Genomic DNA, 25,826 nt, shown 5'->3' with positions numbered 1-25,826 from the left:
CTACCGCAGACGCTTCCTACGTTTCAGTTGCGCTCGGGATCGACAGGAAGATCCGGTTCGAGACCACGTTCTTCGGACGAACCGAGCCAGGCTAGCTACCCCTAACCCGCTGGTCAACCCCCTGCTTCAGATGTGCATGGACCCTTCGCGACCATCAATACGTAGTATAGCCTGACCTTACTTTCGACCGAGAATGGGGCCCGATGGACACTGGTATGCGCGTGGATTTGTCAGCCGGGCAGCGGGCGGTGTGGTCTGCGCAGCGTGTGGTGCCCGGTGCGTCGGGACACCGGGCCGGCCAAATCGTGTGGTTCGACGGCGAGATCGACGCCGACCTGTTCGCGTCGGCGGTGAGGGACGCGTGTTCGGAGTGCGATGCACTGCGTGTGCGCTTCGGCGAGAAGGACGGGGAGCCGTTCCAGGCGCTCGACGGACCTTGGCGGGTGGGCACGGACCTGACGGACGTCGCCGTCGAGGACGGCACGATCCGGGATCACGCCCGCACCACACTGGCAGAACCGGCCGATGTGATGTCCACATCGCGCGTGGTGTCGGCGCTCTTCCGGCGTAAGACCGGCGGCTGGGCGTGGTTCTTCTCGGTCCACAACATATTGCTGGACGGCTACGGTGTGGCTCTGGTGAAGCGCCGCGTGGCGGAACTGTATTCGGCGCGGATTGCGGGAAAGCCGGTACCGGATCGCTGGTTCGGCGACTGGACCGCGGTCCTTCGAGAAGTAGGCGTTGTGGCGTCCGCGAGGGGCGCGGACGAGGATTACTGGCGCGAGTTACTCGACGTGCAGGCACACACGTCACACATTCCGGCAGGGGCTTCTCTCGATGACATGTTCCAGTTCTCGCATCGGCCCGTCGAAGTGCCGTCGACCGAGGTAGGATCAGAGGCGTTCCGCGCCTTCTGCCGGGCGGCGGATGCCGGGTGGGCAGAGACGCTGGTGGCTCTGTGGGGCCTGTATCACGCCATCGTGGAAAAGCAGGATCACGCCGCAGTTCGCGTCCCGTTGATGGCGCGTTCCGGTTCAGCGCAACTGCGCACGCCGGGAATGTTCGCTCGAGTGCTTCCCGTGGTATTCGCCGTCCATCCGGCGCGCTCCTTGACCGAGGTCTTGGGTGAGGTTCGCGAGCAACTGCGACGCGCAGACGAGCACACCGACGTCGACGACGAACAGATGGCGCGATTCTGGCCTGCGGGGCCGGGTGACTATCTCATGTTGCCGTATATCAACATCAAGCTCTTCGTCCAGCAGACGCGGTGTGGTGACGTGGTCGGGACGCCCGAAACGATCAATCCGGGCCCGGTGGGGCGCCTCGATCTCGCCGTTTCCAGTGACGGTTCGGGCGGAATGACCATGGAGCTGGCGGGACACGCGGCGTGCATCACGCTCGACGAGGTCGATCGGTGGGCCGCCGGGTTCGCGCGGTTCGTCGATGCGGCCGTATCGCTGCCCGCGGATGCGTCGCTGTTCACCGTGGCCGAGTGTGCGACGCCCGGCAGCAGAGCAGTCGACGCCGCCGTCGCCGAGTGGTCGTGCGGTGCCGTCCGGGACATCCCGGACGGCACCGTCGACGACCTGGTACGACAACGCGCCGCAGCATCGCCAGACGCGGTGGCCGTCACCGACGACGCCGCCGGAACCGTCCTGACCTTCCGCCGCCTCGACGCCCAGATCAACGCACTCGCAGGCCTACTATCCGACACCGGCGTACAGGTCGGCGACCGAGTCGCCGTCCTCCTACCCCGATCCGCAGACCTGGTGATCAGCCTCGCCGCCGTACTGCGATGCGGCGCAGCATACGTCCCGATCGACCCCGACTACCCACCCGAAAGGGTCACACAGGTACTCCACGGCGCCGACGCCACAGTCGCCATCACCGACGCACGATCCGCACAGCGATTCGCCGACGTCTACACCCGCGCCGACGTCACCGTGATCTCCATCGACGCGACACCGACACGCACCACCATCACCACAGGACGAACAACCCCACCGGCGACGTCACGCCCCGTGACCCCCGACGACCCGATCTACGTGATCTTCACCTCCGGCACCACCGGCCGCCCCAAAGGCGTGATGCTCCCCCACCGCGCAGTCGTCAACCGGCTTGTGTGGGCACAGCACGAGCTGGCATTCACTCCGTCGGATCGGGTGCTGTTGAAGACGCCGATCACCTTCGACGTGTCGGTGCCGGAGGTGTTCCTGCCGATGATCGCGGGTGCCTCGATCGTGGTGGCCGCGGACGGCGCCCACGGCGATCCGGCCTACATCGCTGACGTGATCTGCAGGCGGCGCGTGACCAGCGTCCATTTCGTTCCGTCGATGCTGCAGGCATTTCTGGAATCGGATCCGGACCCTGCGCTCCTTTCGACTGTGCGGCTGGTCTCCTTCACGGGTGAGGCGCTGGCGCCGGCCGCGGGGCTGGCGACGCGCGGGCTGTTCCACGGTGCCGCGCTGTTCAACCTCTACGGTCCGACCGAGGCCGCCGTCGAGATAACCGCCTACGACGTGACTCGCCTGCCGGCGGATGCGGACACGACTCCGATCGGCCGTCCGGTGTGGAACTCGTTCGTGCGGGTCCTGGACGGCTGGCTGCGACCGCTGCCCGAAGGCGCCGTCGGCGAGCTCTATCTGGGCGGAACCCAGCTGGCAGACGGCTACCTCGGGCGGACCGGCCTGACCGCGGAACGTTTCATCGCCGACCCGGAAGGCACCGGCGGGCAGCGCCTGTACCGCACCGGCGACCTCGTCCGGTGGAACCACGACGGACAACTCGAGTACCTCGGCCGCACCGACGACCAGGTCAAGATCCGCGGATTCCGTATCGAGCTCGACGAGGTCCGGGCGGTGACGGAACGCCACGAGTGGGTCTCGGCCGCCGCGGTGATCGCCGCCGACCACCCGGCTGACGGAAAGTTACTGGCCGCCTACGTGATCCCCAGCGCGACGGCACGGGCATCGACGCGCGGCGCCGACGATCTGCGCGACCGGATCGTGGGTGTCGTCCAGGAACATGTGGCACGGCATCTGCCCAGCTATATGGTGCCGTCGGCTGTCGTGTCCCTGGAGGAGTTGCCGACCAGCACCAGCGGCAAGCTGGACCGCCGCGCGCTCCCCGCACCCCTGGTCGGAACGATCGGAACGGGACGCGCTCCGACCGGTCGTGTGGAGCAGGTACTGGCCGGCCTGTTCGTGGAGATTCTGGGACTGGACGATGCGGCTGCGGTCTCGGCCTACGACGACTTCTTCCGTATCGGTGGTCATTCGTTGTTGGCGACTCGGCTGGTCGCTCGCGTCAACGCAGACCTGGGCGCGACCCTGACGTTGCGCGATGTATTCGACGCCCCCACAGTCGCCGCACTCGCGGAGGTGCTCGATCGAACGCCCGCCGATTCCGGCGCGCGTCACGATCCGCGGACTCTGGGATCGATCCCCCGATCCGGCAGCATTCCCGCATCTTTCGGGCAACAGTCGCTGTGGCTGATCGACAAGATGGGATGGTCACGGTCGCAGTATCTGGTGCCGGTGGCGGTGCGGTTGACCGGTTCCCTCGAGGTCGCCACGCTGGCGGCCGCCATCCGTGATGTGTTGGTGCGGCACGAGGCGTTACGGACAGTACTGGTCAGCGACGACGACCATCTGGTAGCGCAGCTGATCGTGCCGGCCGACGACGCGCTGGCCCGGTTCGACGTAGCGGTCGAGGAGGCCCGGCCACCGGTCGACGACGAGGCGCTGGAGGATCGGGTGCGAGCGATCGCGTTCCGGGAATTCGATCTGGAAGCGGATATCCCCTTCCGCGCGACCGTTCTGCGCATGGCATCGGATAGTCACGTGCTGATCCTGTCGGCGCACCACCACGTGGTCGACGAATGGTCTCTCCCATCGCTTCTGGCCGATATCGCCACGGCGTACGACGCTCGTCTACAGGAGCGGGCGCCCCGATGGCCCGAACTCCCAGTCCAGTACGCGGACTACGCACTCTGGCAACGGGCCACGCTGGGATCGGCCGATGACCCCGATTCGGCCCTGTCGCACGATCTCGCCTATTGGTCGGAGGCACTCGCCGAGGCTCCGGTCGAGTCGGTCATCGCCATGGACCGGCCCCGCCCCCAGCAGCCGACTCATGCGGGGCAGACGCTGCGCTTCGATCTCGACGCTGATCTGGTGACCGCGCTGCGGCGCAACGCCGAGGCGCGGGGGGTCAGCATGTTCATGGTCTCCCAGGCGGCAGTCGCCGTCACAGCGTCGATCCTGGGCGCAGGGACGGACGTCATCATCGGCTCCCCGGTGGGCGGTCGTGACATAGACGGCCTCGAGAACCTCGTCGGATACTTCGTCAACACGCTCCCGATCCGACACCGGTTCACACCGACGCAGACCCTTGCCGATGTCTGGGCGCAGACCAGAAGGGCGGTACTGGACGGATTCGCCCATCAGGGAGCGCCGTTCGAAGAGGTGACCAGAGAGGTCGGTACCGAACGCACCGCGCAACGGAACCCCCTCTTCCAGATCATGCTCACGCACCGGCATCGCACCGAACCGCTCGCATTCGCGGCCGCTGGCCTCACGGCCGTGGCCACCCCGCTTCGGCCGGTCTCCGCCAAGACCGACATCGACGTCGACATCATCGACGGACCTGACGGAATCTCCGGCATCCTCACTTACGCCACGGATCTGTTCGACCGCTCCACCATCGATCGGTTCACGGCGACCCTCACCACCGTGTTCACGGCCATGGCGACCTCTCCCGACCGACCCGTGATCGCCCTGTCCGCGCCCGCCCAGGAATCGGCTGCGTGGTCGTGCGGTGCCGTCCGGGACATCCCGGATGTCTCCGTCGACGACCTGGTACGACAACGCGCCGCAGCATCGCCCGACGCGGTGGCCGTCACCGACGACGCCGCCGGAACCGTCCTGACCTTCCGCCGCCTCGACGCCCAGATCAACGCACTCGCAGGCCTACTATCCGACACCGGCGTACAGGTCGGCGACCGAGTCGCCGTCCTCCTACCCCGATCCGCAGACCTGGTGATCAGCCTCGCCGCCGTACTGCGATGCGGCGCAGCATACGTCCCGATCGACCCCGACTACCCACCCGAAAGGGTCACACAGGTACTCCACGGCGCCGACGCCACAGTCGCCATCACCGACGCACGATCCGCACAGCGATTCGCCGACGTCTACACCCGCGCCGACGTCACCGTGATCTCCATCGACGCGACACCGACACGCACCACCATCACCACAGGACGAACAACCCCACCGGCGACGTCACGCCCCGTGACCCCCGACGACCCGATCGCCGTGATCTTCACCTCCGGCACCACCGGCCGCCCCAAAGGCGTGATGCTCCCCCACCGCGCAGTCGTCAACCGACTCCTCTGGGCACAACGAGAACTGTGCCTCGACGGCTCGTCGCGGGTACTGGGGAAGAGCAGTATCGGGTTCATCGACGGTTTCACCGAATCGTTGACCCCGCTGGTCGCCGGCGCCCAGCTGGTGGTCGCCGGGGAGAGACGGGCGGGCGACCCGGCCGCCTTCTCCGAGCTGATACACCGCTACGCGATCACGCACCTGCTGACCGCGCCTTCTCTGGCGGGAGCGCTGATCGAGGTCGCCGACGGCCGATTGGAATCGGTGCGGCACTGGGTGTCGTCGGGCGAGGCGCTGGCCGATGCCACGGCGGAGCAGATGCACCGCGCCGCGCCCCGCGCACAGATGCACAACTTCTACGGCTCCACGGAGATCACCGGCGACGCAACAGCTTCGACCGTTGCCCTGCTGGACGGTACCGGCGACGACGCAGGCAACACGACGGCCGGGAACGGCCACCTCACCATCGGCACGCCGGTGCCGAACACCGCGGCGCGCGTGCTGGATGGGTGGCTGCGTCCGGTACCCGTGGGTGTCGTCGGCGAGCTGTACGTCGGCGGAACCCAGTTGGCACAGGGATATGCGGGGCGTTGTGGATCGACCGCAGAACGCTTCGTCGCCGATCCGTTCACCACGACCGGTCGCCGGTTGTATCGGACCGGAGACCTGGTCCGTTGGACACCGCACGGCGAGCTGGAATACCTGGGCCGCGCCGATGATCAGGTGAAGGTGCGCGGATTCAGAATCGAGCTCGAGGAGATCCGGCGGATCCTCGAGCTACACGAGCGGGTCTCGGGTGCGGTAGTGACTGCGCGGGAGCACCCCGCGGGTGGAACGTTCCTGGCTGCCTACGTCACCGCGGGGACGACAGCAGATGCTACCGACGTCATCGACGACACCGCGCTGTCCGACTCGCTGCGCGGGCATGTCGCCGCAGTGCTCCCGGACTATATGGTCCCGGCGACATTCACGCGGGTCGACAGGTTTCCCGTCACCGTCAACGGAAAACTCGACCGGGACGCGCTACCCGATCCCGACCTCGGGCAGACCCGAAGCGGTCGCCCCCCGGAGACCGACACCGAACTCGTCCTGGCCGACATCTTCCGCGACGTCCTGCATCTCGCGCCGGAGGCACCGTTGTCGGTCGACGACGACTTCTTCCATATGGGTGGGCATTCCCTGCTGGCGACGCGGGTGGTCGCCCGCACCAATGCACAGCTCGGATCCAGGTTGTCGCTGCGAGATGTGTTCGATCACCCCACCCTCGCGGGTCTGGCCGACCTGATCTCCGATGCGCCGGACCCGTGTGCGGCCGTGTCGATCGGAGAGTTGCAGCGACCGGACGTGATCCCGGCGTCCTTCGGGCAGCAGGCACTCTGGGTGATCGACGCGCTCGGCGACCCGGGGGGTCGGTATGTCGTACCGACGCTGATACGACTCGAAGGCAGGGTGGACGTCGAGGCCCTCGCGGCCGCGGTGCGCGACGTCGTGAACCGGCACGAGCCGCTTCGAACGCTGCTGGTCGACGACGACGGAAGGGTCTGCCAGGCGATCGTCCCTGTCCAGGACCTCGATCGCCGCGAGGTCCTCGCGGTGGAGGATCTCACCAGCGCCGACGAGCACACGGTCGACTCGACGGTGCAGCGCCTGGTGCAGGCGAGGTTCGATCTGGCGGTCGACGTTCCGTTCCGCGCGAATGCGCTCCAGGTAGCGGACGCGGCGTGGGTCCTGATCGTGGCGATCCACCACCATGCCATCGACGAATGGTCCCTGCCGGTGCTGCTGAGGGACCTGTCGACGGCCTACCGAGCCCGCGTCGCGGGCGAGGCACCGAACTGGGCCCCGTTGCGCGCGCAGTACGCGGATTACACGCTCTGGCAGCGTCAGGTTCTCGGGGATCCTGCAGATCCCGATTCCGAGATCGCCGGGCATCTCGAATACTGGCGGGACAGCCTGGCGGGCGCGCCCGAGCAGTCGACGATCACTCCCGACAGGCCCCGACCGATCGCTCCCACGCACCGAGGTGACGAGGTCACCTTCACGATCGACGAGGCTACGGTCGCGGCCTTGCAGCACGTCGTCGATGCGCAGGGTGTCTCCATGTTCATGATCGTGCACGCTGCGACCGCGTTGGCGGTGTCCGCGCTCGGGGGTGGTGACGACGTCGTCGTCGGATCGCCCGTCGGGGGGCGAACCGAGGACGGGCTCGAGGATCTCATCGGGTACTTCGTCAACACCCTCCCTATACGTCACCGACTTCGGCCCGGCGACACCATCGGCGATGTGCTCGCCCGAGCCCGGCGGACCGTATTGGAGGGATTCGCCCACCAGGAGGCGCCGTTCGAGCAGATCGCGACGGCGGTCGGCGCCGAACGGTCGGCCGCCCACAATCCCGTCTTCCAGGTCATGCTCACGCACCGGGTGATCGCGGGCGAGCAACGCACCGTCACCTTTCCGGGGGCCGACGCCCAGCGGAAGCTGGTGCCGCTCGAGACGGTCAAGACCGACCTCGACCTGTTCGTGTTCGACGGCACCGACCGTCTCTCCGGTGTGCTCCGGTTCTCGACCGAACTGTTCGACCGAGCCACCGCCGAGCGATTCCTCGAAGCGCTCCGGTACTCGTTGGACGCGATCGCGGCCGGCCCCGCCACCCGTGTGGCGGACATCGCGCTCACGCCGGCATCCGCGGCAGGAGACGTCGGCGCCTGGTCGACGGGGCCGGTGATGCCCGTACCGCACGCCACGGTGGACTCCCTGGTGCAGGATCAGGCGGCCTCGTCGCCGGATGCGATCGCCGTCACCGACGATGCGGCACAGGCGGACTGGTCCTACGCGGAGTTCGATTCGCGGGTGAACGCGCTGGCGCACCTGTTGGTCGATCGGGGTGTAGCGGTAGGCGATCGCGTGGCCGTGATGCTGCCGCGATCCGCCGATCTCGTGATGGCTCTGGCGGGGACTCTGCGTGCGGGGGCGGCGTATGTACCGATGGATCTCCGATATCCCGCCGCGCGAGTGCAGGCGATTCTGATGGACGCCGCCCCGTTGCTGGTGCTGACCGACCGGGACACCGCGAACGCCCACGAGCGTACGTTCGTCGATACGGGCGTTGCTGTCGTGGTGGTGGATTCGGAGACGGTGCCGGTCCGCCCAGCATTCGGACGGTCGAAGCCGCCGACACTTGCCCGCGCGCTCACACCGGCCGACCCCGCGTACGTGATCTTCACGTCCGGCACCACGGGCCGTCCGAAGGGGGTGGAGCTGTCCCATCGTGCGGTCGTCAACCGATTGCTCTGGGGGCGGGACAGGTTCGGCTATTCGGCGGCCGATCGAGTGCTGCTGAAGGCGTCGGCCGTCTTCGATGCGTCGGTCCCGGAGATCTTCCTCCCGTTGATCGTCGGGGCGACGATCGTGGCCGCCGCCGACGGAGCCCAGGGCGATCCCGCCTACATCGCGGATGTGATCCGCAGACAGCGCGTCACGAGCACACATTTCGTACCGTCGATGCTCCAGGCGTTGCTGCAGTCGGCACCCGATCCGGCCTCGCTGTCGACGGTACGGCGCGTGTTGTTCGGCGGCGAGGCTCTCTCGCCTGCGGCCGCCCTCGCCGCGCGCGGACTGTTCTCGGGCGCAGAGACATTCAATCTCTACGGTCCCACCGAAGCCGCCATCAACGTCACCGGCTACGACCTCGCGCACCTGCCCGCGGGGGCGGGTACGACGCCTATCGGCCGCCCCGCGTGTAACTGCTCGGTGCGGGTGTTGGACGGGTGGCTGCGTCCGGTGCCGGCGGGCGCGGCGGGCGAGCTGTATCTGGGTGGGATCCAGGTGGCGAACGGCTACGTCGGGCAGGCGGGTGTGACCGCGGAGCGGTTCGTCGCCGATCCGTTCAGCACGACCGGCGACCGCCTGTACCGGACCGGTGACCAGGTCCGCTGGAACCGAGAGGGGGAATTGGAGTTCCTGGGGCGGTCGGATGATCAGGTGAAGGTGCGCGGGTTCCGGATCGAGCTCGACGAGATCCGATCGGTCCTCGAACGCCACGAGTCGGTCTCCGGTGCGGTGGTGCTCGCCTGTGAGCATCCCGCCGGAGGCAGATTCCTGGCCGCGTACATCACCGCCGGCGCCGGCGCCGATGACGCCGCGCTGTTCGACGCTTTGCGCGGTCATGTCGTTGACCGGTTACCGGAGTACATGGTGCCGGCCACCTTCACCCTCCTCGACAACTTCCCGGTCACCGTCAACGGGAAGCTCGACCGGCGGGCACTGCCCCAGCCGGACCTCGGCCGAGCAGCTACCGGTGGCCGGACCCCAGAGACGGAGAGCGAACTCGCGTTGGCGCAGATCTTCCGTGATGTGTTGCATCTCGACGACGCTGCCGAGCTGTCCGTCGATGACGACTTCTTCCGCCTCGGCGGCGACAGCATCATGTCGTTTCAGGTGGTGGCCCGCTCGCAGCGTGCCGGGATGCAACTGACCGGGCAGGACGTCTTCACCGCTCGTTCGATCCGCGAGCTGGCGCGGATATCGGACCTGCAGGCGGCCGAATCGCATCACGGCGACCTCGAAACGACGCCCGCGGCGGACCCGGAGTCGGTGCTGTGGCCGGCGGCGGCACGCAGGGTGGAGGAGCCGGGATTCGAGTCGAATGCACAATCGTTCGTGCTCGTCACACCCGCTGGTCTCACCGAGCAGGATGTCGAACGAATCTGGTATCACGTCGTGGAGCATCATCCCGCGCTCCGCGGCCTGCTCGTACAGGACGAGTCGGGGCAACACGGATTCGCGGTTCGTCCCCCGGATGCCGTCTCGGAGGCCGGCGAGTTCGCGTCGGCGTCTGTGTCGTGGGAGTGGTCGTCCCCGGAATGGCGCGAGCGCGTCCGTTCGACCGCCTCGACCTTGTCACGCCTGTTGGATCCCGAGGACGGCGTGCTGTGGCAGGCGGCCTGGTTCACCAGCAACGCGGAGGACTCGGGCCGGTTGTTGCTGGTGATCCATCGCCTGGTCATCGACGGCATGTCATGGCGGATACTGGGCGACGACCTCCAGCACTCGTGGGAGCGGATGATCGGGCGCACCACCGACGAGCTGCTTCCCGCGGGAACGACGGTGCCGGGTTGGGCCGCCGCGCTCGCCTCCCGCGCATCCGATCCCGACGTCCTCGACAGTGTCGACTATTGGACGGAGGTGACAGCGTCGGCCGATCCCCTGTTGGGGTCCCGGCCGCTGGATCCGGCGCGCGATATACGGCGCACCGCCGGCACGGTGTCCCTGCAGATGCCGCCGCATATCACCGATAGCGTGCTGACCGAACTGCCGCGGTCGCTATCCGCCGACGTGAACGAGGTGCTGCTGGGTTCGCTCGCCATCGCGGTCGGTGCCTGGCGGGCTCGGAGAGGTGTCGAACACCGCCGGGTACTGGTCGGACTCGAGGGTCACGGGCGTGAGGAGTCCTTCGTCCCCGGAAGCGACCTGTCGCGGGCCGTCGGATGGTTCACCACCGAGTATCCCGTCGGGCTCGACACGGCCGACGTGGATCCGGCGACGGCGCTCACCGACCCCGGCGCCGCCGCTGCAGCGGTATTGCGGATCAGAGACGAGTTGCGCCGGGTTCCGGACCACGGCATCGGGTACGGCGTCCTGCGCACGGCGAGCTCGGCTGCTACCGAACTGCTCGAAGGGACCGGGCCGCAGGTCGGTTTCACCTACCTCGGTCAGTTCGGTTCCGGCGGCGGCACGGACGACGCCGAGTGGCACACCGCGCCCGAGACGCCGGGCATCAGAGACCTGGGCGATCCGGCCACGCCGCTCGCGAGTGTGCTGCACATCGACATCGCAGCCGTGGAGGCACGCGATGGAAGCGGGTGGGACCTGCAGGGCGGCATGACGTACGCCACCGAGATCCTCGAGGAGGCCGATGTGGTCGGACTCCGGGATCTCTGGATACAGGCTCTCGACTCCTTGGCGAAGACGAATGAAAAGAGAAGCCGCCCATGACCTCGACCTCACCACGACGCCGCACCACACTGATCGCGGCGCTCCTGAGCGCGGCTGCCGCGCTCGCGGCATGCGGTGACAGCAGCGACACCCCCGCCGGCGAGATGCGCAGCTTCAAGGCCGACAACGGTACCGTCGAGATCCCCACACACCCGCAGAGGATCGTGACGATCGGCTCTCCGGGCGTGTTCCTACAGATCGGCGTCGAACCCGTCGGCATGAGCGGCGCTCCAGGCAAGGAATGGATGTCCTGGCTGACACCGCAACAGCGAGAGGCATACGAAGCAGCGGAGAACCTCGGCAATCTGCCGAACCTCGACTATGAGCAGATCGCCGGCCTGAATCCGGACCTCATCACCGTTGCCATCCCACGGGAGGCGTGGGAGCGGAATGCCGACGTGGCGAAGCGGCTGAAGGCTATCGCACCGACCGCGTACATATCTATCAACCCCAGCAAGACAGATATGTCGCCATGGAAAGCACAGCTCCAGCGAACAGCCGATGCAGTCGACGCGCGCGGCAGGGTCGACGACGATAAAGCCGCCTACGACAAACTCGTCGCCGATATCAAGGGGAGATACGGCAGTCTGCTCCGATCGACGACCTTCGCATTCGTGAATCGCACCGAGGGGGAAGAAGGCAGGTTCGAACGCGAGTACTCCAGCAGCTACTGCACGGTCGCCGCGACGGAAGCGGGGCTGGACATCCCCGGCGAGACGTCCGTGGGGACGAAGACGTTCGAAACCGTCTCGATGGAACGCATCAGTGATCTTTCGCAGTTCGACGCGATCATCTATCGATCCGGCCCGGACAAGAAGCCCGCTCCCGCCGTCGAGCCCGTGCTGGAATCCAACGCCTGGAAGTCACTCCCGCAGGTGAGCGACGGGCGAGCGTTGGGTGTGCAGTGCGATCCGACGCTCACCTACTCGGCGAAGGCTGCGGAGCTGAGGTCGATCGAGGAAGCCCTGGACAGGCTCGCATCGAAGAAATGACCCGCCTCGCGCGCACGGACCGCGGAGTTTCAAAAGGTGAGCGAGGCATCGGCGAGACCTGGTTCGAAAGCCCCATCGCCGATGCCTCGCTCACCTCTGCAGCTACTTCTTGGCGAGAGTGCCGAGAGCCTTGCGAAGCGAGTTCAGGCTCGTGATTCCGTTCGGGTAGTTGAACCCGGTTCCGGGGCACGTCACGCCCACCGCTCGGCCACTGCCGACCTGGGGCAGAGCCTTCCAGATGTTGGAGTCCAGGACCGGAACGAACTCGTCCTTCGGTTCTCCATTCGGTCCGAGCGGATAGATCAGCGCATCGTAACCCGCGTAGTCGCTCAACCGCTCCATCGACATCTCGTCCCACGAACGCCCGGCGGCCGACTTCGGGAAGTCGAGCCCGACCTCCGTGGCGTAGACGGCACAGAATCCGCCCGAGTAATCGATGGCGACCGTCCCAGCGGCGGTCTGCGGGAAGCGATCGAACTGCACAAACCTCTTCGACTTGATGAAGGGCGTGAACTCGCTCTTCATCGATGCGACCAACTTGTCGTACTCAGCCTTTTTCGAATCGAATAGCTCACTTCTTCCCAGAGCATCGGCCGTGCGCTCGCCCTCCTTCTTCCACACTGCGTTGTTGTTCGTTATGAAAATCGTGGGAGCGATCGAACGGAGCCGGTCCTCGATGGGTGCGAAGGTCTTGTCCAAAGTCGGCTTGGGGCTCGCAATGTAGATGAGGTCAGGCTTCAGTCGCGCGACCTCCTCGACGTCCACCTCGGTGACCGTGCCGACTTTTGCCGCCTGCTGGTACGCCGCGAGCTGATCCGGTGAAAACCATCGGGACGCCGCCGAGAAGTTCGACAGATCACTGACCCCGACGGGCTTCGTTCCCAACACGATGGCAGGCACGACGCCGTTACTTATCGCGACGATCCGCTGCGGATGCACCGGGATCTCGACGGTGCCGTTATCGGCTTGGAACTGGCGCGTCTGGCCGGTAGAGCCACTCGAATCGTCGCTGCCGCCGCACGCGGTCAGGACGAGTACAGCGCTGAGTAACACCGCAGCCAGCGCGGCGGCACGGCTCCTCACGGGTATAGCAGTCATAGATGGTTCCTCTTTCTTCATTCGGTGTGCCGTAAACCCTGCTGTTCGGTGATGTACTCGACGGTCCCCGCGAGCTCGATCACCGAACGGTGCGTGAACACATCCCGAGGCGCGATCCGCAATCCGTGCGCGCGGGCTTCGCCGACCAGTTTCATGGCCACGATGCTGTCCCCGCCGAGTTCGAAGAAATCCGCATCGGCAGCGACCGTCGCGACGCCGACGACGTCCGCGACGATCTCGCACAACGTTCGCTCGAGAGCCGTCGACGGTCCTACACCCCGAGGGAGTGGAATCGGAGCGGGAAGCGCGGCCCGGTCGATCTTGCCGCTGGCCAGCAGCGGCAGTGTGTCGAGAGTGACCACGGCGCTGGGAACCATGTAGTCGGGGAGCGTCCGCGCCGCCTCCGCACGAACATCGATGTCGCGGTCGGCGGCGACATAGCCGACCAGCTGGGGAGCGCCACCCGCGATCTCGCGTACTACCACCGCCGCATCGGACACCCCGGCCATCGCCTTCAGGGTGGATTCGATCTCGCCGAGCTCGATCCGGAAGCCCCTGAGCTTGACCTGGTCGTCGCTGCGTCCGCGGTACTCGATCAGGCCGTCGAACGTCCATCGGGCGCGGTCCCCCGTCCGGTACATGCGAGAGCCGCCGATCGGATCGGCGACGAAGCGTTCCGCCGTGAGTCCCGCGCGGCCGATGTAGCCACGGGCAAGACCCGCTCCTGCGAGGTACATCTCGCCTTCGACCCCGATCGGGACGGGACGCAGTAGATCATCGAGTATGTACGCCGTCGTGCCGCCGACGGGGCGGCCGATCACCGGCCGATCCGAATCGGTCGCAGCCGCCACAGCGGCGTCGACCGTGGATTCTGTGGGGCCGTACAGATTTACGGCGACGGTGTCCGGCAGGTTCCGCAGGCGCGACCACAGGTTCGCCGACACGGCCTCCCCACCGAACCCGAGCATCGCGATCGGTATGTCGCTACCCAGGCCACGATCGAGCAATTGCTCGATGTACGTCGGCGTGAGTTCGAGGAAGTCCCATCGCCGGCCGTTCAGCCGGGCGAGCAGAGCATCCGGATCGCGCTGCGTGTCCTCGTCGACGATGTCCACGGTGTGGCCCCCGAATATCCACAGCAGAGGTTGCCATGAGGCGTCGAACGCGAACGACCAGGCGTGCCCCACCCGCAGATGACGTCGACCTGTGCTGGCGACGACTGTGTCGTGGAGCGCTTTCCGATGCGACGCATAGAGATTGACCAGTCCTCGGTTCGTGACGGCGACCCCCTTGGGTCGTCCCGTGGTCCCCGATGTGAACAGGATGTACACCGGATGGTCGGGGTGGCGGCGCACGCCGATCCACCCCGGATCGCCGTCTTCGTAGGCCTCGTGCAGACGCAGGAACGGTAGATCGCCGGGAACGATGGCCCTCGTCGAATCGTCGATGATCGACATCGCTGCGTGTGCGTCCGCTGCCATCGACCGCACCCGCGAGCTCGGTGTCGCGGGGTCGATGGGGAGGTACGCCGCGCCCGCGATCAATACGCCGAAGATCGCTGCCACATAGCCGGCGCCTCGGGGCAGGCACACGACCACGACGTCCTCCGGGCCGACACCGCGCGACTGCAATCGTGCGGCCACGCGCCGTGACCGGGCGGCCAGGTCGGCGAAAGTCCACTCCGTCGACCCGGAGACGACCGCCGTGGCGTGAGGATGCCTGTGCACCGCTTCGAGGAAGAGCTCCGCAATCGTGTCCGGAACGGCCTCCTCCAAGCTCGGCATCGCCGGCGGCAGCGCGACGATCGCACGCTCCTCCCCCAGCACTTCGATACTGCCGATCCGCTGGTCGACCCGGCTCGTCATAGCCTCGAGCACACGATGGAAACGATCGGCGAGGGCCTCGACGGTGCGCTCGTCGAAGAGGTCCGTCGAATACTCGACGACCCCACTGAATCCCCCGGCCTCGTTCTCCGTGAAGTCGAAGGACAGGTCGAACTTCGCGGTGCCCGAGGAGTTGGCGAGGCCCCGTAGGGTTCCATCGGACCTGCGCCCGGCCACGGGGGGCGGCGCGTCGACCGCTCCGATATAGACCACCATCACCTGGAACAGGGGGTGCATCGACATCGTGCGGCTGGGACCGACCGCATCGACGACGTGCTCGAACGGGATGTCCTGGTGATCGAATGCAGCCAGGTCGTCCTCTCGTACCCGGGCGAGGACGTCGCTGATGGACGGATCACCGGACAAGTCGGTCCGCAGGACCACGGTGTTGAGGAAGAACCCCACGAGATCTTCGAGTTGCTGATCGGTTCGCCCCGAAATCGGTGTGCCCAGCACGATGTCGTCGCCTGAGCCGCTGCGGCACAACGTGATGGCAACCGCCGCGTGGACGAGCATGAACATGCTGATCCGATGCTGTTCGGCGACCGCCCGCAGCGCCAGCGCGTGCTCACGTTCGCATACCACGGGCACGGTGCTGCCGCGATGACTGATCTGTGCGGGGCGCGGACGGTCCAACGGCAGCGGAAGCTCTTGCGGGGCACCTTCCAATCTCGTACGCCAGTAGCCGAGCTGTCGAGCGGCCACGCTGTTCGGGTCGTCCCGATCGCCGATCCGGTCACGTTCCCACACCGTGTAATCGGTGTACTCGACCGGCAACGGAACATAGGACGGCGATCGTCCGGCCAGCCGCGCCACGTACGCGGTGTCGAGGTCCGTCCTCAATCGCCGGGCCGACCACTCGTCCGTCGCGATGTGGTGGATGACGAGTACCACGAGATGGTCGCCGTCGAACTCGAAAGCATCGACCCGCAACGGAATCTCCGACTCGAGGTCGAAGGCGTGCCGGAGAGCCTCGGTCACGCCGGCGGCGAGATCGCCTCTCCCGATCCGCTTCAGCTCAACGGGGACGGATACATCCGGCGCTTGGACGTCTTGAATACCGCTGCCGTTCACCGAGGGGAATATGGTGCGCAGTGTGCAGTGCCGGCGCGCGACATCGGATATCGCGGCGCGCAGCACGGCGATATCCACGCGTCCGGACGGAGCCTTCCAGAACATCGGAACGTTGTACGTCGGTGTGGGACCTTGTATCTGGTGGAGCACCCACATCCGCTGCTGAGCGAAGGACAACGGCAACCGAGCAGGCGGCTCCGCCAGACGAACCAGCGGCGGCTGCCCGGCTGCCGTGCTACCCGAGTCGATGAGTTCTGCGATCTGTGCGACCGTCGGCGTGTCGAAGATCCCCCGCAGTGGCACCGCGACCCCCGAACTGCTGCGGATCCGGTTCGACAGACTGATGGCCAGGAGCGAGTGGCCGCCCAACAGGAAGAAATCGTCTTCTGTCCCAACGGATTCAAGCCCTAGGATGTCGGCGAATATCTCACACAGAATCTTCTCGGTGGGAGTCGTCGGAAGCGTCTGCGCGGTGACCGGCGAACCGAACTCGGGGCGGGGCAGGGCCGCACGGTCCACCTTGCCGTTCGCGGTGCGCGGCAGGGCGTCCACCACGATGACGGCCGCCGGCACCATCGGCGCCGGCAGGAAGCGCGCCGCCTGCTCGCGGATACGTGCTCCTTCCAGGTCGTCGACCGGCACTCCACCCGCCGGAGCCACGTAGCCGACCACCCGGGTCAGTCCGTCGTTCTCATCGAGTACCGCCGTTGCGGCGCCGACACCGGACGCCGCGGCCAGTGTCGAACTGATCTCGCCGAGTTCGATGCGGTGGCCGCGGATCTTCACCTGGTCATCGCTGCGGCCGACATAGTCCAGCAGCCCGTCCCGACCCCACCGCACGATGTCGCCGGTCCGGTACAGCCGCTCCCCCGCCGAGGCGGCGCCGGAGATCGCCGGCGTCGCCACGAACCTCTCGGCCGTGAGCGCGGGTCGATTGCGGTACCCGGACGCCACCTGTACACCACGGAGATAGAGTTCCCCGGTCACGCCGGGGGCGACCGGGCGCAGGTTCCGGTCCAGGACCAGAGCGTCCGTATTGGGCACGGGAGCACCGATGGGCACGCGAACCCCGTCGGGATCGGCCGCCCGCTCCGGCGCTGCGGTGAAGGCGGTGGCGTCACCCGTGACCTCCGTGGAACCGTAGAGGTTCACGATCTCCGCCTCCGGGACGAGCCGACGGAGCGCATCGGCGGTGCGGGCGGTCAGCCGCTCTCCCGAGCAGATCCATCGCCGCAGACCCGACAACTGGGCGTGCGCGTCACCGGTCTCGATCAGGGCATCGGCTAAGCCGGGCACCGTCACGAGATCGGTGACCCTGTGACGACGGACAAGCGCCGCGATCCTCTCCGCGTCCTGCACGGCTTCGGTGTCGGCCACGACGAGGGTCCCGCCGCGCGCAAGCATCGCGAAGATCTCGGTGGACGCATCGACGAACCCGATCGCCGACTTCGCGAGCCCCACCCCGCCGGACCCGAAGCGCTGCACGGCCCAACGGATCCGATTGACCAGACCCGCGTGGCTGAGCTCGACCCCCTTGGGTTCTCCCGTGGTACCGGACGTGTAGATCAACGCCACGGTGTCGCCGGGTGATAACAAACGGCTACGGAGCGCATCCGTCACGGGTTCCACCGGTCCCCCGGCCAGCGCCTCCTCGGCGGCAGGGGCGTCGACGATGATGCGAATCGGGATGGCAGCCAACAGACTCGAGAGCCCCCCGCAGCTGGTCGGTTGATCGGTCACGACGCCGGCGGGGGCGGAGTCCCCGAGGAGGAAACCGACACGATCAGGCGGGTACGACGGATCGACGGGAACGTATGCCGCGCCCGCGCGCACGACCGCCGCCAACGCGACCGGTAACCACTCGCTGCGCTGCAGCACGACCCCGACCACGTCCCCCACGCGTATCCCCTGCCGGATCAGCTCGAGTGCCAATCGATCGACGCGGGCATCGAATGCGGCATAGGAGAGCGTCGCGTCCCCGAAGACGACTGCGTTCGCACTCGGGGTGGCCGCAGCCTGAGCGCGCAGCAGGCCGTCGACTGTCGCCTCCGCGGCCCGCGGTGTTCGTGGTCCCCGGGACCACTCGGCGATCAGTTCACGGTCCTGAGCGGCAACGAGATCGAGTTCGGCGACCGGAACCGAGCTGTCCGCGGCGAACGCGTCCAACACCCGGCTCAGGGTCTGAACGAAGCACTCGACCGTATCGGTGTCATAGAGTTCGGCGGCGTAGCCTCCGAACGCGGTGATCCTGTCGGTCCCCACCGTGACATACAGTTCCACATCGCATTTCACCGTCTCCGGCGCAACCCGATCGACTGCGCCCACGCCGACGCCGGGCGCGAAGTCTCCCGGCGGTCCTCCGTCCTCACGGTAGATCAGCATCATCTGGAACAGCGGGGTATGCGATGTACTCCGCTCGACTCCGGCCGCGCGCACGATCGCCTCGAACGGCGCCTCCTGATTCTCGAACCCGGCAAGAATGACCGCACGAACCCGCGCCAGGACCTCGGCGAGGGTGGGCCTTCCCGACAGGTCGTAGCGCAGCGGGAGCGTGTTGACGAAGTAGCCGACGAGGTCATCGAGATCGCTGTCGGTACGCCCCCCGACCGGAGATCCGATCACCACGTCGTCGCCACTCCCCAGCGACCACACCGCCAAGGCGACCGCAGCCTGGGTGAGCATGAACATCGAGACGTCGTGCCTGCGAGCGACCTCACGCAACCGTGACACCGTCGCGTCGGCGACGATGTCCTCGCGCCACGCGCCCGACCAGGTCGGTACCACCGGACGCGGCCGGACCGCCGGCACTCCCGACACTTCCGGGGCGCCATCCAGCGCGCCCCTCCAGTAGCTCAATTGTTGTTCCAGCAAAGACTTTTCGTCCGACTGGTCCCCGAGATACCGCTGTTGCCAGATCGCGTACTCGGCGTACTGGACGGGCAGCGGGGACCACGCCGGTGTCCGCCCCTCCGAACGCGCGGCGTACGCGGATGCCAGGTCCTGATACATCGCGGGAGTCGACCACTCGTCGAAGGCCGAGTGGTGAACAGCCACGCCCAGGACACATCCGTCCGCACGGCGCACCAGCACGACGCGAATCGGGAGGTCGGCCCCCAGCGTGAACGGCCGGCGGATCGAACTCCGTAGGTGTCGCCCTACCTGCTGAGCGTCCCACTCGCGTCCATCGACGATCTGCACGCTCAGCTTCTCCGCCGCGTCGGACGCCGGCAGGATCTCCTGGCGCAGCCCCACCACATCGTCGGCGATGAGCAGCGTGCGAAGCGCCTCGTGGCGTCCGACCACGTCGCCGACCGCATGACCCAGCGCCGCAACGTCCACGTCGCCGACCAACGGCAGGACGTAGGGCACGATGTACTGGTCCGACGGTCCGCTCAGCTGATCGATCAACCACAGTGACTGCTGCCCGTGCGATGCCGGGATCGGCCCCGTCGGCCGCACCACGTCGGCTACGCGCATCCGTGCTGTCTCCCCGTGCCCGCGAACCTCGTCGACCACGTGTGCGATGCCGGCGATCGTAGGGTTCTCGATGAGGCTTCGCAGGGTCAGTGTGACGTCGAGCTGCGCGTTGAGCCGCGACGTCAATCGCGCCAGCCGCAGCGAGTCGACACCGATGTCGATGAACGCGCTGTCGACCGAGATCGTGGCCTCTTCCACGCCGACCACCGACGCGACGACGGACCTGACGTCCCGCTCCACGCCGGAGGCGGGCGCTACGACCGCACCGGTCGAGGTGAGGTCCGGAGCAGGCAGGGCGGCGTGATCGATCTTCCCATTCGTGGTCAGCGGCAGGGTCGCCAGTTCGGCGAAGCCAGCGGGCACCATGTAACCCGGAAGCCTGGCCGCGACGAAGTCACGAAGGTCGGCGACCGGGATGGAGCGCACGGCGGTGTAGTACGCGGCGAGCCTCGTCACCGCCGCGTCGTCGTCGCGGATGACGGTCACCGTGGCGGCCGTGACATCGGGATGCGCGCGGACGGTCTCCGCGATCTCGTTGAGCTCTACCCGGAATCCGCGGATCTTGATCTGGTCGTCGGTGCGCCCCAGGAAGTCGATCTGACCGTCCGATCGCCAACGCACCTGATCGCCTGTGCGGTACAGACGCTCGCCGCGATCGAAGGGATCGGCCACGAATCGCTCAGCCGTCAACGCGGGTCTGCCGAGATAACCGCGCGCGACCCCGACACCCGCCAGATACAGCTCCCCGGCCGTACCCGTGGGAACCGGCTGCAGGTTCACGTCCAGGACGTAGGCCCGCGTGTTGTCGATCGGCCTTCCTGCGTTCGACGTCTCGCCGTCCGCCAGATCGGCACCGAGCGCATTGATCGTGTACTCGGTCGGTCCGTACAGGTTGTAACTCTCGACGCCGGGCGCCTCGCGCAGCGCGGTCCACAACGCGTCGGGGACGGCCTCACCGCCGAGTGACACGAACACGACGCCGGGATCCGATTCCGATGTCGACCGCCCGGTGGGCCGCGGGCGCTCCAGAAGCCCCTCCTCGACGAGCACCTGCCCGTACGACGGCGTGACGTCGAATCCGTCGATGAGCTCGCGGTCGTAGTGTTCGAGCAGCCGCTGGGGATCCTTGCGGAGATCATCGTCGATGACATGCACCTCGTGCCCGTCGAGTAGCCAGAACAACTGCTCCCATGAGGCATCGAACGAGAACGAGGTGGTGTGCGCGATCCGCATCCGACGTCCCCCCTGATGGGCGACCACCGGATCGAAGATCTTCCGCACATGATTGAAGTACATGTTCGTCAGGCCCCGGTGCCCCACCGCGACACCTTTGGGTCTCCCCGTCGACCCCGATGTGAAGATCACGTAGGCGAGGTTGTCCACATGGACGGATGCCGGGGCGGGTGCCACGTCGAGAGCGGCGATGCGCGTCTCGACATCGTCGGCGTCGAGCACAACCGCACCGATACGTCGCCTGCCGGGCAGCCGGTCGAGCAATGCGGAGGTGGTCACGATCGCGGCGGGATCGGCGGCGTCGAGTATGTACTCGATGCGTTCGGCCGGGTGATCGGCATCGATCGGCACGTAGGCTCCACCCGCGAAGAACACCCCGAACAGGGAGACGACGGTCCGCTCGTCCCGAGGAAGCAGCAGCCCGACGCGATCCTCCGCCGTGACGCCGCGCTCCCTCAGCAACGCGGCACACCGCCGAGCGCTGTCTAGAAGTTCCGCGAACGTCAGGCGAGTGTCGCCGGCGACGATCGCCGTCTCACCCGGTGTCCGCTCGGCCTGTCTCTGCAGCAGATCACCGATGGTGAGAGCAGGCAGCTCCCGCGTCGTGTCGTTCCATCCGGCATACCGTGACCGCTCCGCCGGCACCGTTACCCCGATCCGGCCGACGGGTGCTTCGACATCCGCCGACATCGCGGCCAGAGTGCCGATGAGTCGGTCGATGATCGTCCCGATATCGCTCTCGGAATACAGATCGCCGCGATACGAGCATCGCACCCGGATCCGATCATCCGGCAGAACGGCGAAAGACAACGGATAATGCGTGGAGTCGTCTACCTCGAAATCCGCGAGCTCGATGCGACTTCCACCCGGCTCACCCCGGTCTTCGACCTCGCCGACGACCACGGGTTGGTTCTGGATGATGAACAGCGTGTCGAACAGCTGCTCACATCCGGCGATTCGATGGATCTCACTCAGCGGCACGTGAGCGGCATCGATGACGCCCGCGCTGCGGGAGTGCTGCCCGACCAGTACGTCGCGGACCGATGCGGTGGGCGGAGCAGACACCGCCACCGGCACGGTGTTGTACAGGAGGCCGATGATGGATTCGGCACCCGCGAGTTCCGGAGGGCGCCCCGATACGCTGGTGCCGAACACCGCGTCGAGCCGGTTGGTCATGCGCGCGAGCGTGATTCCCCATGCGACCTGGAAGAATGTCCCGACGGTGACGCCGGCGTCTCGACAGGCGTCCACCACCTTCCTTTGTAACGTGGCATCGAGGTAGCGATATACGTCCGCCGCGGCAGCGGCATCGGCGGCCACATCCGCGGCCGCCGGAGCCACGATGGTGGGTTCGGGTCCGCCTGCCCCTGCGTCTCCGGGAGACTGCGCGAGATATCGCCGCCACGCGTCTCCCGATGCCGTCCCCTCGCGCTCCGCCAGCCATTCCAAGTAGTCCCGGTAGGCCGTCCGCGCGGGCACCGACGCCCCCGAAGGGTCGCTGTACAGCGCGAGAAGGTCATTCCATACGTGACCCAATGACCATCCGTCGAAAAGTAGGTGCTCGCGCGTCATAGCCACGATCCACTCCCCATCGGATATCTCCAGCAGGAGGAATCGGATGAGTGGCGGACGGTCGGCGACGAATGGCGCCGACCGCTCCTCCGCCAATATCTTGTCGGGATCGTCGCCCGACCACTCCGACCGGCGGACGGTCCTTACCGGCGGCGCGGGGTCGGGAGGGATCACCTGCAATGCTTGACCGCCGATTCGCACGAATCCCGCAGACAGATTCGGGGTCCGGGCCAGCAGCATCGCCACCGCCGTCTTCATCCGCCCCGAATCGAGCGCACCGGTTATACGGATTCGCGACTGGACGGCATAGAGGTCGGTGGTTCCGGTCTCATTGGCGAGCTGCAGGTGATAGAAGAGGCCTTCCTGCAACGGCGATAACGGCAGGACGTCAGCCGTTTCACCGAACCGTTCCGTGAGCTCCTGTCGGTCTGTGGCAGAAAGGTGGACGAGCGGCTTCTGTTCGGCATGGACATGCACCACGTCGTCGACCACCGCGTCGAGATCCCAGCCGTCGGGGCGAGGTGTCGCACTCCTGGCGGCCAGCGCACCGGCGAGCGCGATCGCGTCCAATTCGCGGCCGCACCGCGATTGCACGAGGACCCGTGCCCTACGCCGCCGGGCTCCGCCTGCGGCGGGTCGGCACAGGACGGTGATCAGGATTCCGTAGGGGCCCCACCCGTCGGGCATGTCCACGCCCGCTACCAGCTCGCTCGAGGTATCCGCGACCCTGATCAGGACCCGCGCCGGCGAGCGCGGCTGAACCACGCCGTCCGGGCGCTCGCCCCGCCACAGGAGCAGCCCGAGGCCTGCCACGGATGAGCGATCGGGCAGCACCACGCCCGCATCGCGCATGCCCTGCACGGCATCCACACCCGGCGGGATTCCGGCGATTCGATCGGGGTCGAGCAACACCGGGTATCGGACACTGAGCCGGCCCGGGACCGCGGCAGTCACTTCATCTCGCACGTCGCGTTCGACATCCACGATCACCCCACCCGGGACGAGGTCGCCGATCTCGGAGGCGAGCCACGTCATCGCCTGTGCAACAACACCGTCCGTGTCGAGACCGGTACGCCCGTCGGCACGCGCCACCAGCACCGAGCCGCTACACAACTCGGCGGCCGGTCCGGTACCTCCACCGGCGAGGTGCGGAAAGAGTCCGGTGGTACCCGTCCTATCGGGCCACGCACGCGTCGTACGGTCGGCAAGAAGATCGGCGGTGTCCGGCACCGTCAGGACGACACGGTCACCGGCGGCGATGGCGACGGCGGCCTTGGCCACGGCAGCGACGAAGACGTCGAGTGCCGATGGATCCACATCGCCTGTCGCAAGTACGTGGAACTCGGGGGTCCGGTCGTGTGTCCCGTCGTCGACGACGACGAGGTGCGCCGTCCCCGCAGCGACCGAGTCCACCTCGCCGGCCTGCGTCAGATCGCGCACGACATGGATGAGGGCGCGGACGTCGGCGTCTCCCACCGGCGCATCACGGGCATAGCCGAACGCCGTCGCACAGCGGACGAACGCCTCGACGACCGTCCGCACCGGGACCTGGCCCACGTCGAGCTCGTGGATCCACCGCCACAGGTCGGCCGGGTTCAGACCGGACTCGGCATCCGTGACCGCCAGCAGATCGACGGGCGCCGCGCCCGACGCGGCTCGATCGGCCGGCCGGGCGGCCGTGATCCCCGCGCCGATCTCGGCGTCCATCCCCCGGGCCGGATCACCGCTGCCGATCGCTTGCGCAAGCCGCTGCAGGGAAGCCTCTATCCCGTCCAGGAGCCGCTGGGCGGTGCGCGCCGAGTACCGGGTGCGATCACGCGTACAGCCGACCGTGACCACGGCATCGCCGGTCTCGATCCCGACTTCGATGCCGGGCGCAGGATGCTTCGTTCCCGCAGGGCCGTCGGCCATCGATACCATCACGAATTCGCCGGGCTCGACGGTCGTGTCGAGATCCCCGGCCAGAGCGGAGTAGACGTCGGTGAGCCGAACAGCGGCGTGCGCGGTGGCATCGTCGATGCGCTCGTGAACCTCCTGCAGATATCCCGCATCGGCCGCGGCCGCCTCGGGGACGGCGATACGTAGCGGCACGATCCCCGCGGGCCCGTCTGCGGGAATGACGAGCGGCACTGCAGCGTCGCCGGTCAGTTCGCGAACCGCCATTCCGGTGGCCGCCGCGAAGACCGCCAACCTGGCACTACCGCCCGTGCCGAGCACATCGAGCGCCGTCACGGCCTGGGGACCGAGGGGCCGGACGGCCGCCCCGTCTTCGGACGTGTCCGCTCCCGGGTCGGCGGGGATCGGTACCGGCGGCCGCGTCGACCGGCCGAGCTGCCCCCAGTAGCGCAGATCTGCGATCTCCTCGGTCAGATCGGCACGACCACGTGCGGCCAGCCCGAATAGAAGGCTGTAGAACCAGTACCGCTCGGCGAGCACCCCCAGGTCGGTTGCGCGAGCGAAGCTTTCGCGATCGCGGTAGGCGCCGATCCTCGCTAGTTCCTTCCTGCCGTAGTACGAGCCCGCCGGCCGCGCCGCACCGGGAGCGGGATCCGCAAGGGCAGGCGTGAGTGTGCCTGCTCGCAGTCCATCGAAGCTGGCCACGAAGATGTCGTGGCAGCGCTGGGTGACGTCGAGGGTGAGTTCTCCGAGAGTGATGTCCGGCGTCAGATCGAACATCCTCTGCGCGACGATCTCGCCCGTGTCGATCCCGGCATCGACGCGATGGACTGTGACTCCGAATCGCTTCTCACCATTGAGGATCGCGTACGCAGCACTCGCCATCGGCAGGCCGCGGTACTCGGGCAGCGGCCCGCCGTGGACGTTGAGGATCGTGAGGCCCAGGTCCAATATCGGCGACCGGAAGATGAACGGGTTCCCCGTCGACCACACCACATCCCCGGCGGTCGCGACCTCTGCGAACAATCCGTCGAGGTCGTTGATATCGGTGGCTATGGCGGTGTGTAGGTCGCGGAACTCCTCGGGGACTCGCTCGTCCGTAGGGTGAACCACCAGGCCGACGTCCGTACCGGTGGACAGGGCATGGTCGACAGCCCGCCACAGCAGAGCGCCCGCTCCTACGAAGATCATGCGGTTCCTTTCCAGCCATCCCGTGCACGGTC

Annotated in this window: 4 protein-coding genes; 2 read left to right on the top strand and 2 right to left on the bottom strand. The window is 67.2% G+C overall.

All coding sequences use genetic code 11. The annotated features are described in order from the left end of the window. Positions 1-203: 203 nt before the first annotated feature. Together P0W64_RS03765 and P0W64_RS03760 are read left to right on the top strand one after the other, a co-directional pair. Positions 204-11,378 (top strand): non-ribosomal peptide synthetase, encoded by an 11,175-nt coding sequence (locus P0W64_RS03765; protein ID WP_275478724.1) that lies wholly within the window; start codon positions 204-206, stop codon positions 11,376-11,378. Further along, positions 11,375-12,370: an ABC transporter substrate-binding protein gene (locus P0W64_RS03760; protein ID WP_275478723.1), complete on the top strand. Its 996-nt coding sequence runs from the start codon at positions 11,375-11,377 to the stop codon at positions 12,368-12,370. Before P0W64_RS03765 ends, P0W64_RS03760 begins: the two co-directional genes overlap by 4 nt. 102 nt (positions 12,371-12,472) lie before the next feature. Here P0W64_RS03760 and P0W64_RS03755 read toward each other — a convergent pair whose 3' ends face one another. Both P0W64_RS03755 and P0W64_RS03750 read right to left on the bottom strand, forming a co-directional pair. Continuing rightward, on the bottom strand, positions 12,473-13,468 hold the full coding sequence (locus P0W64_RS03755; RefSeq protein ID WP_275478722.1) for an ABC transporter substrate-binding protein: 996 nt from the start codon (positions 13,466-13,468) through the stop codon (positions 12,473-12,475). Positions 13,469-13,485: 17 nt separating this feature from the next. Then, entirely contained in the window at positions 13,486-25,794 is a 12,309-nt protein-coding gene (locus P0W64_RS03750) for a non-ribosomal peptide synthetase (RefSeq protein ID WP_275478721.1), read from the bottom strand. Positions 25,795-25,826 lie beyond the last annotated feature (32 nt).

This window comes from Tsukamurella sp. 8F, assembly GCF_029167375.1.
GTDB lineage: Bacteria > Actinomycetota > Actinomycetes > Mycobacteriales > Mycobacteriaceae > Tsukamurella.
The sequence above is the reverse complement of the archived record's forward strand: the minus strand, read 5'-3'. Positions and strand labels throughout refer to the sequence as shown.

Coding starts and splice junctions, on each gene's coding strand:
- P0W64_RS03750 (WP_275478721.1), bottom strand. CDS start 25,794: ATGATCTTCGTAGGAGCGGGCGCTCTGCTGTGGCGGGCTGTCGACCAT.
- P0W64_RS03765 (WP_275478724.1), top strand. CDS start 204: ATGGACACTGGTATGCGCGTGGATTTGTCAGCCGGGCAGCGGGCGGTG.
- P0W64_RS03755 (WP_275478722.1), bottom strand. CDS start 13,468: ATGACTGCTATACCCGTGAGGAGCCGTGCCGCCGCGCTGGCTGCGGTG.
- P0W64_RS03760 (WP_275478723.1), top strand. CDS start 11,375: ATGACCTCGACCTCACCACGACGCCGCACCACACTGATCGCGGCGCTC.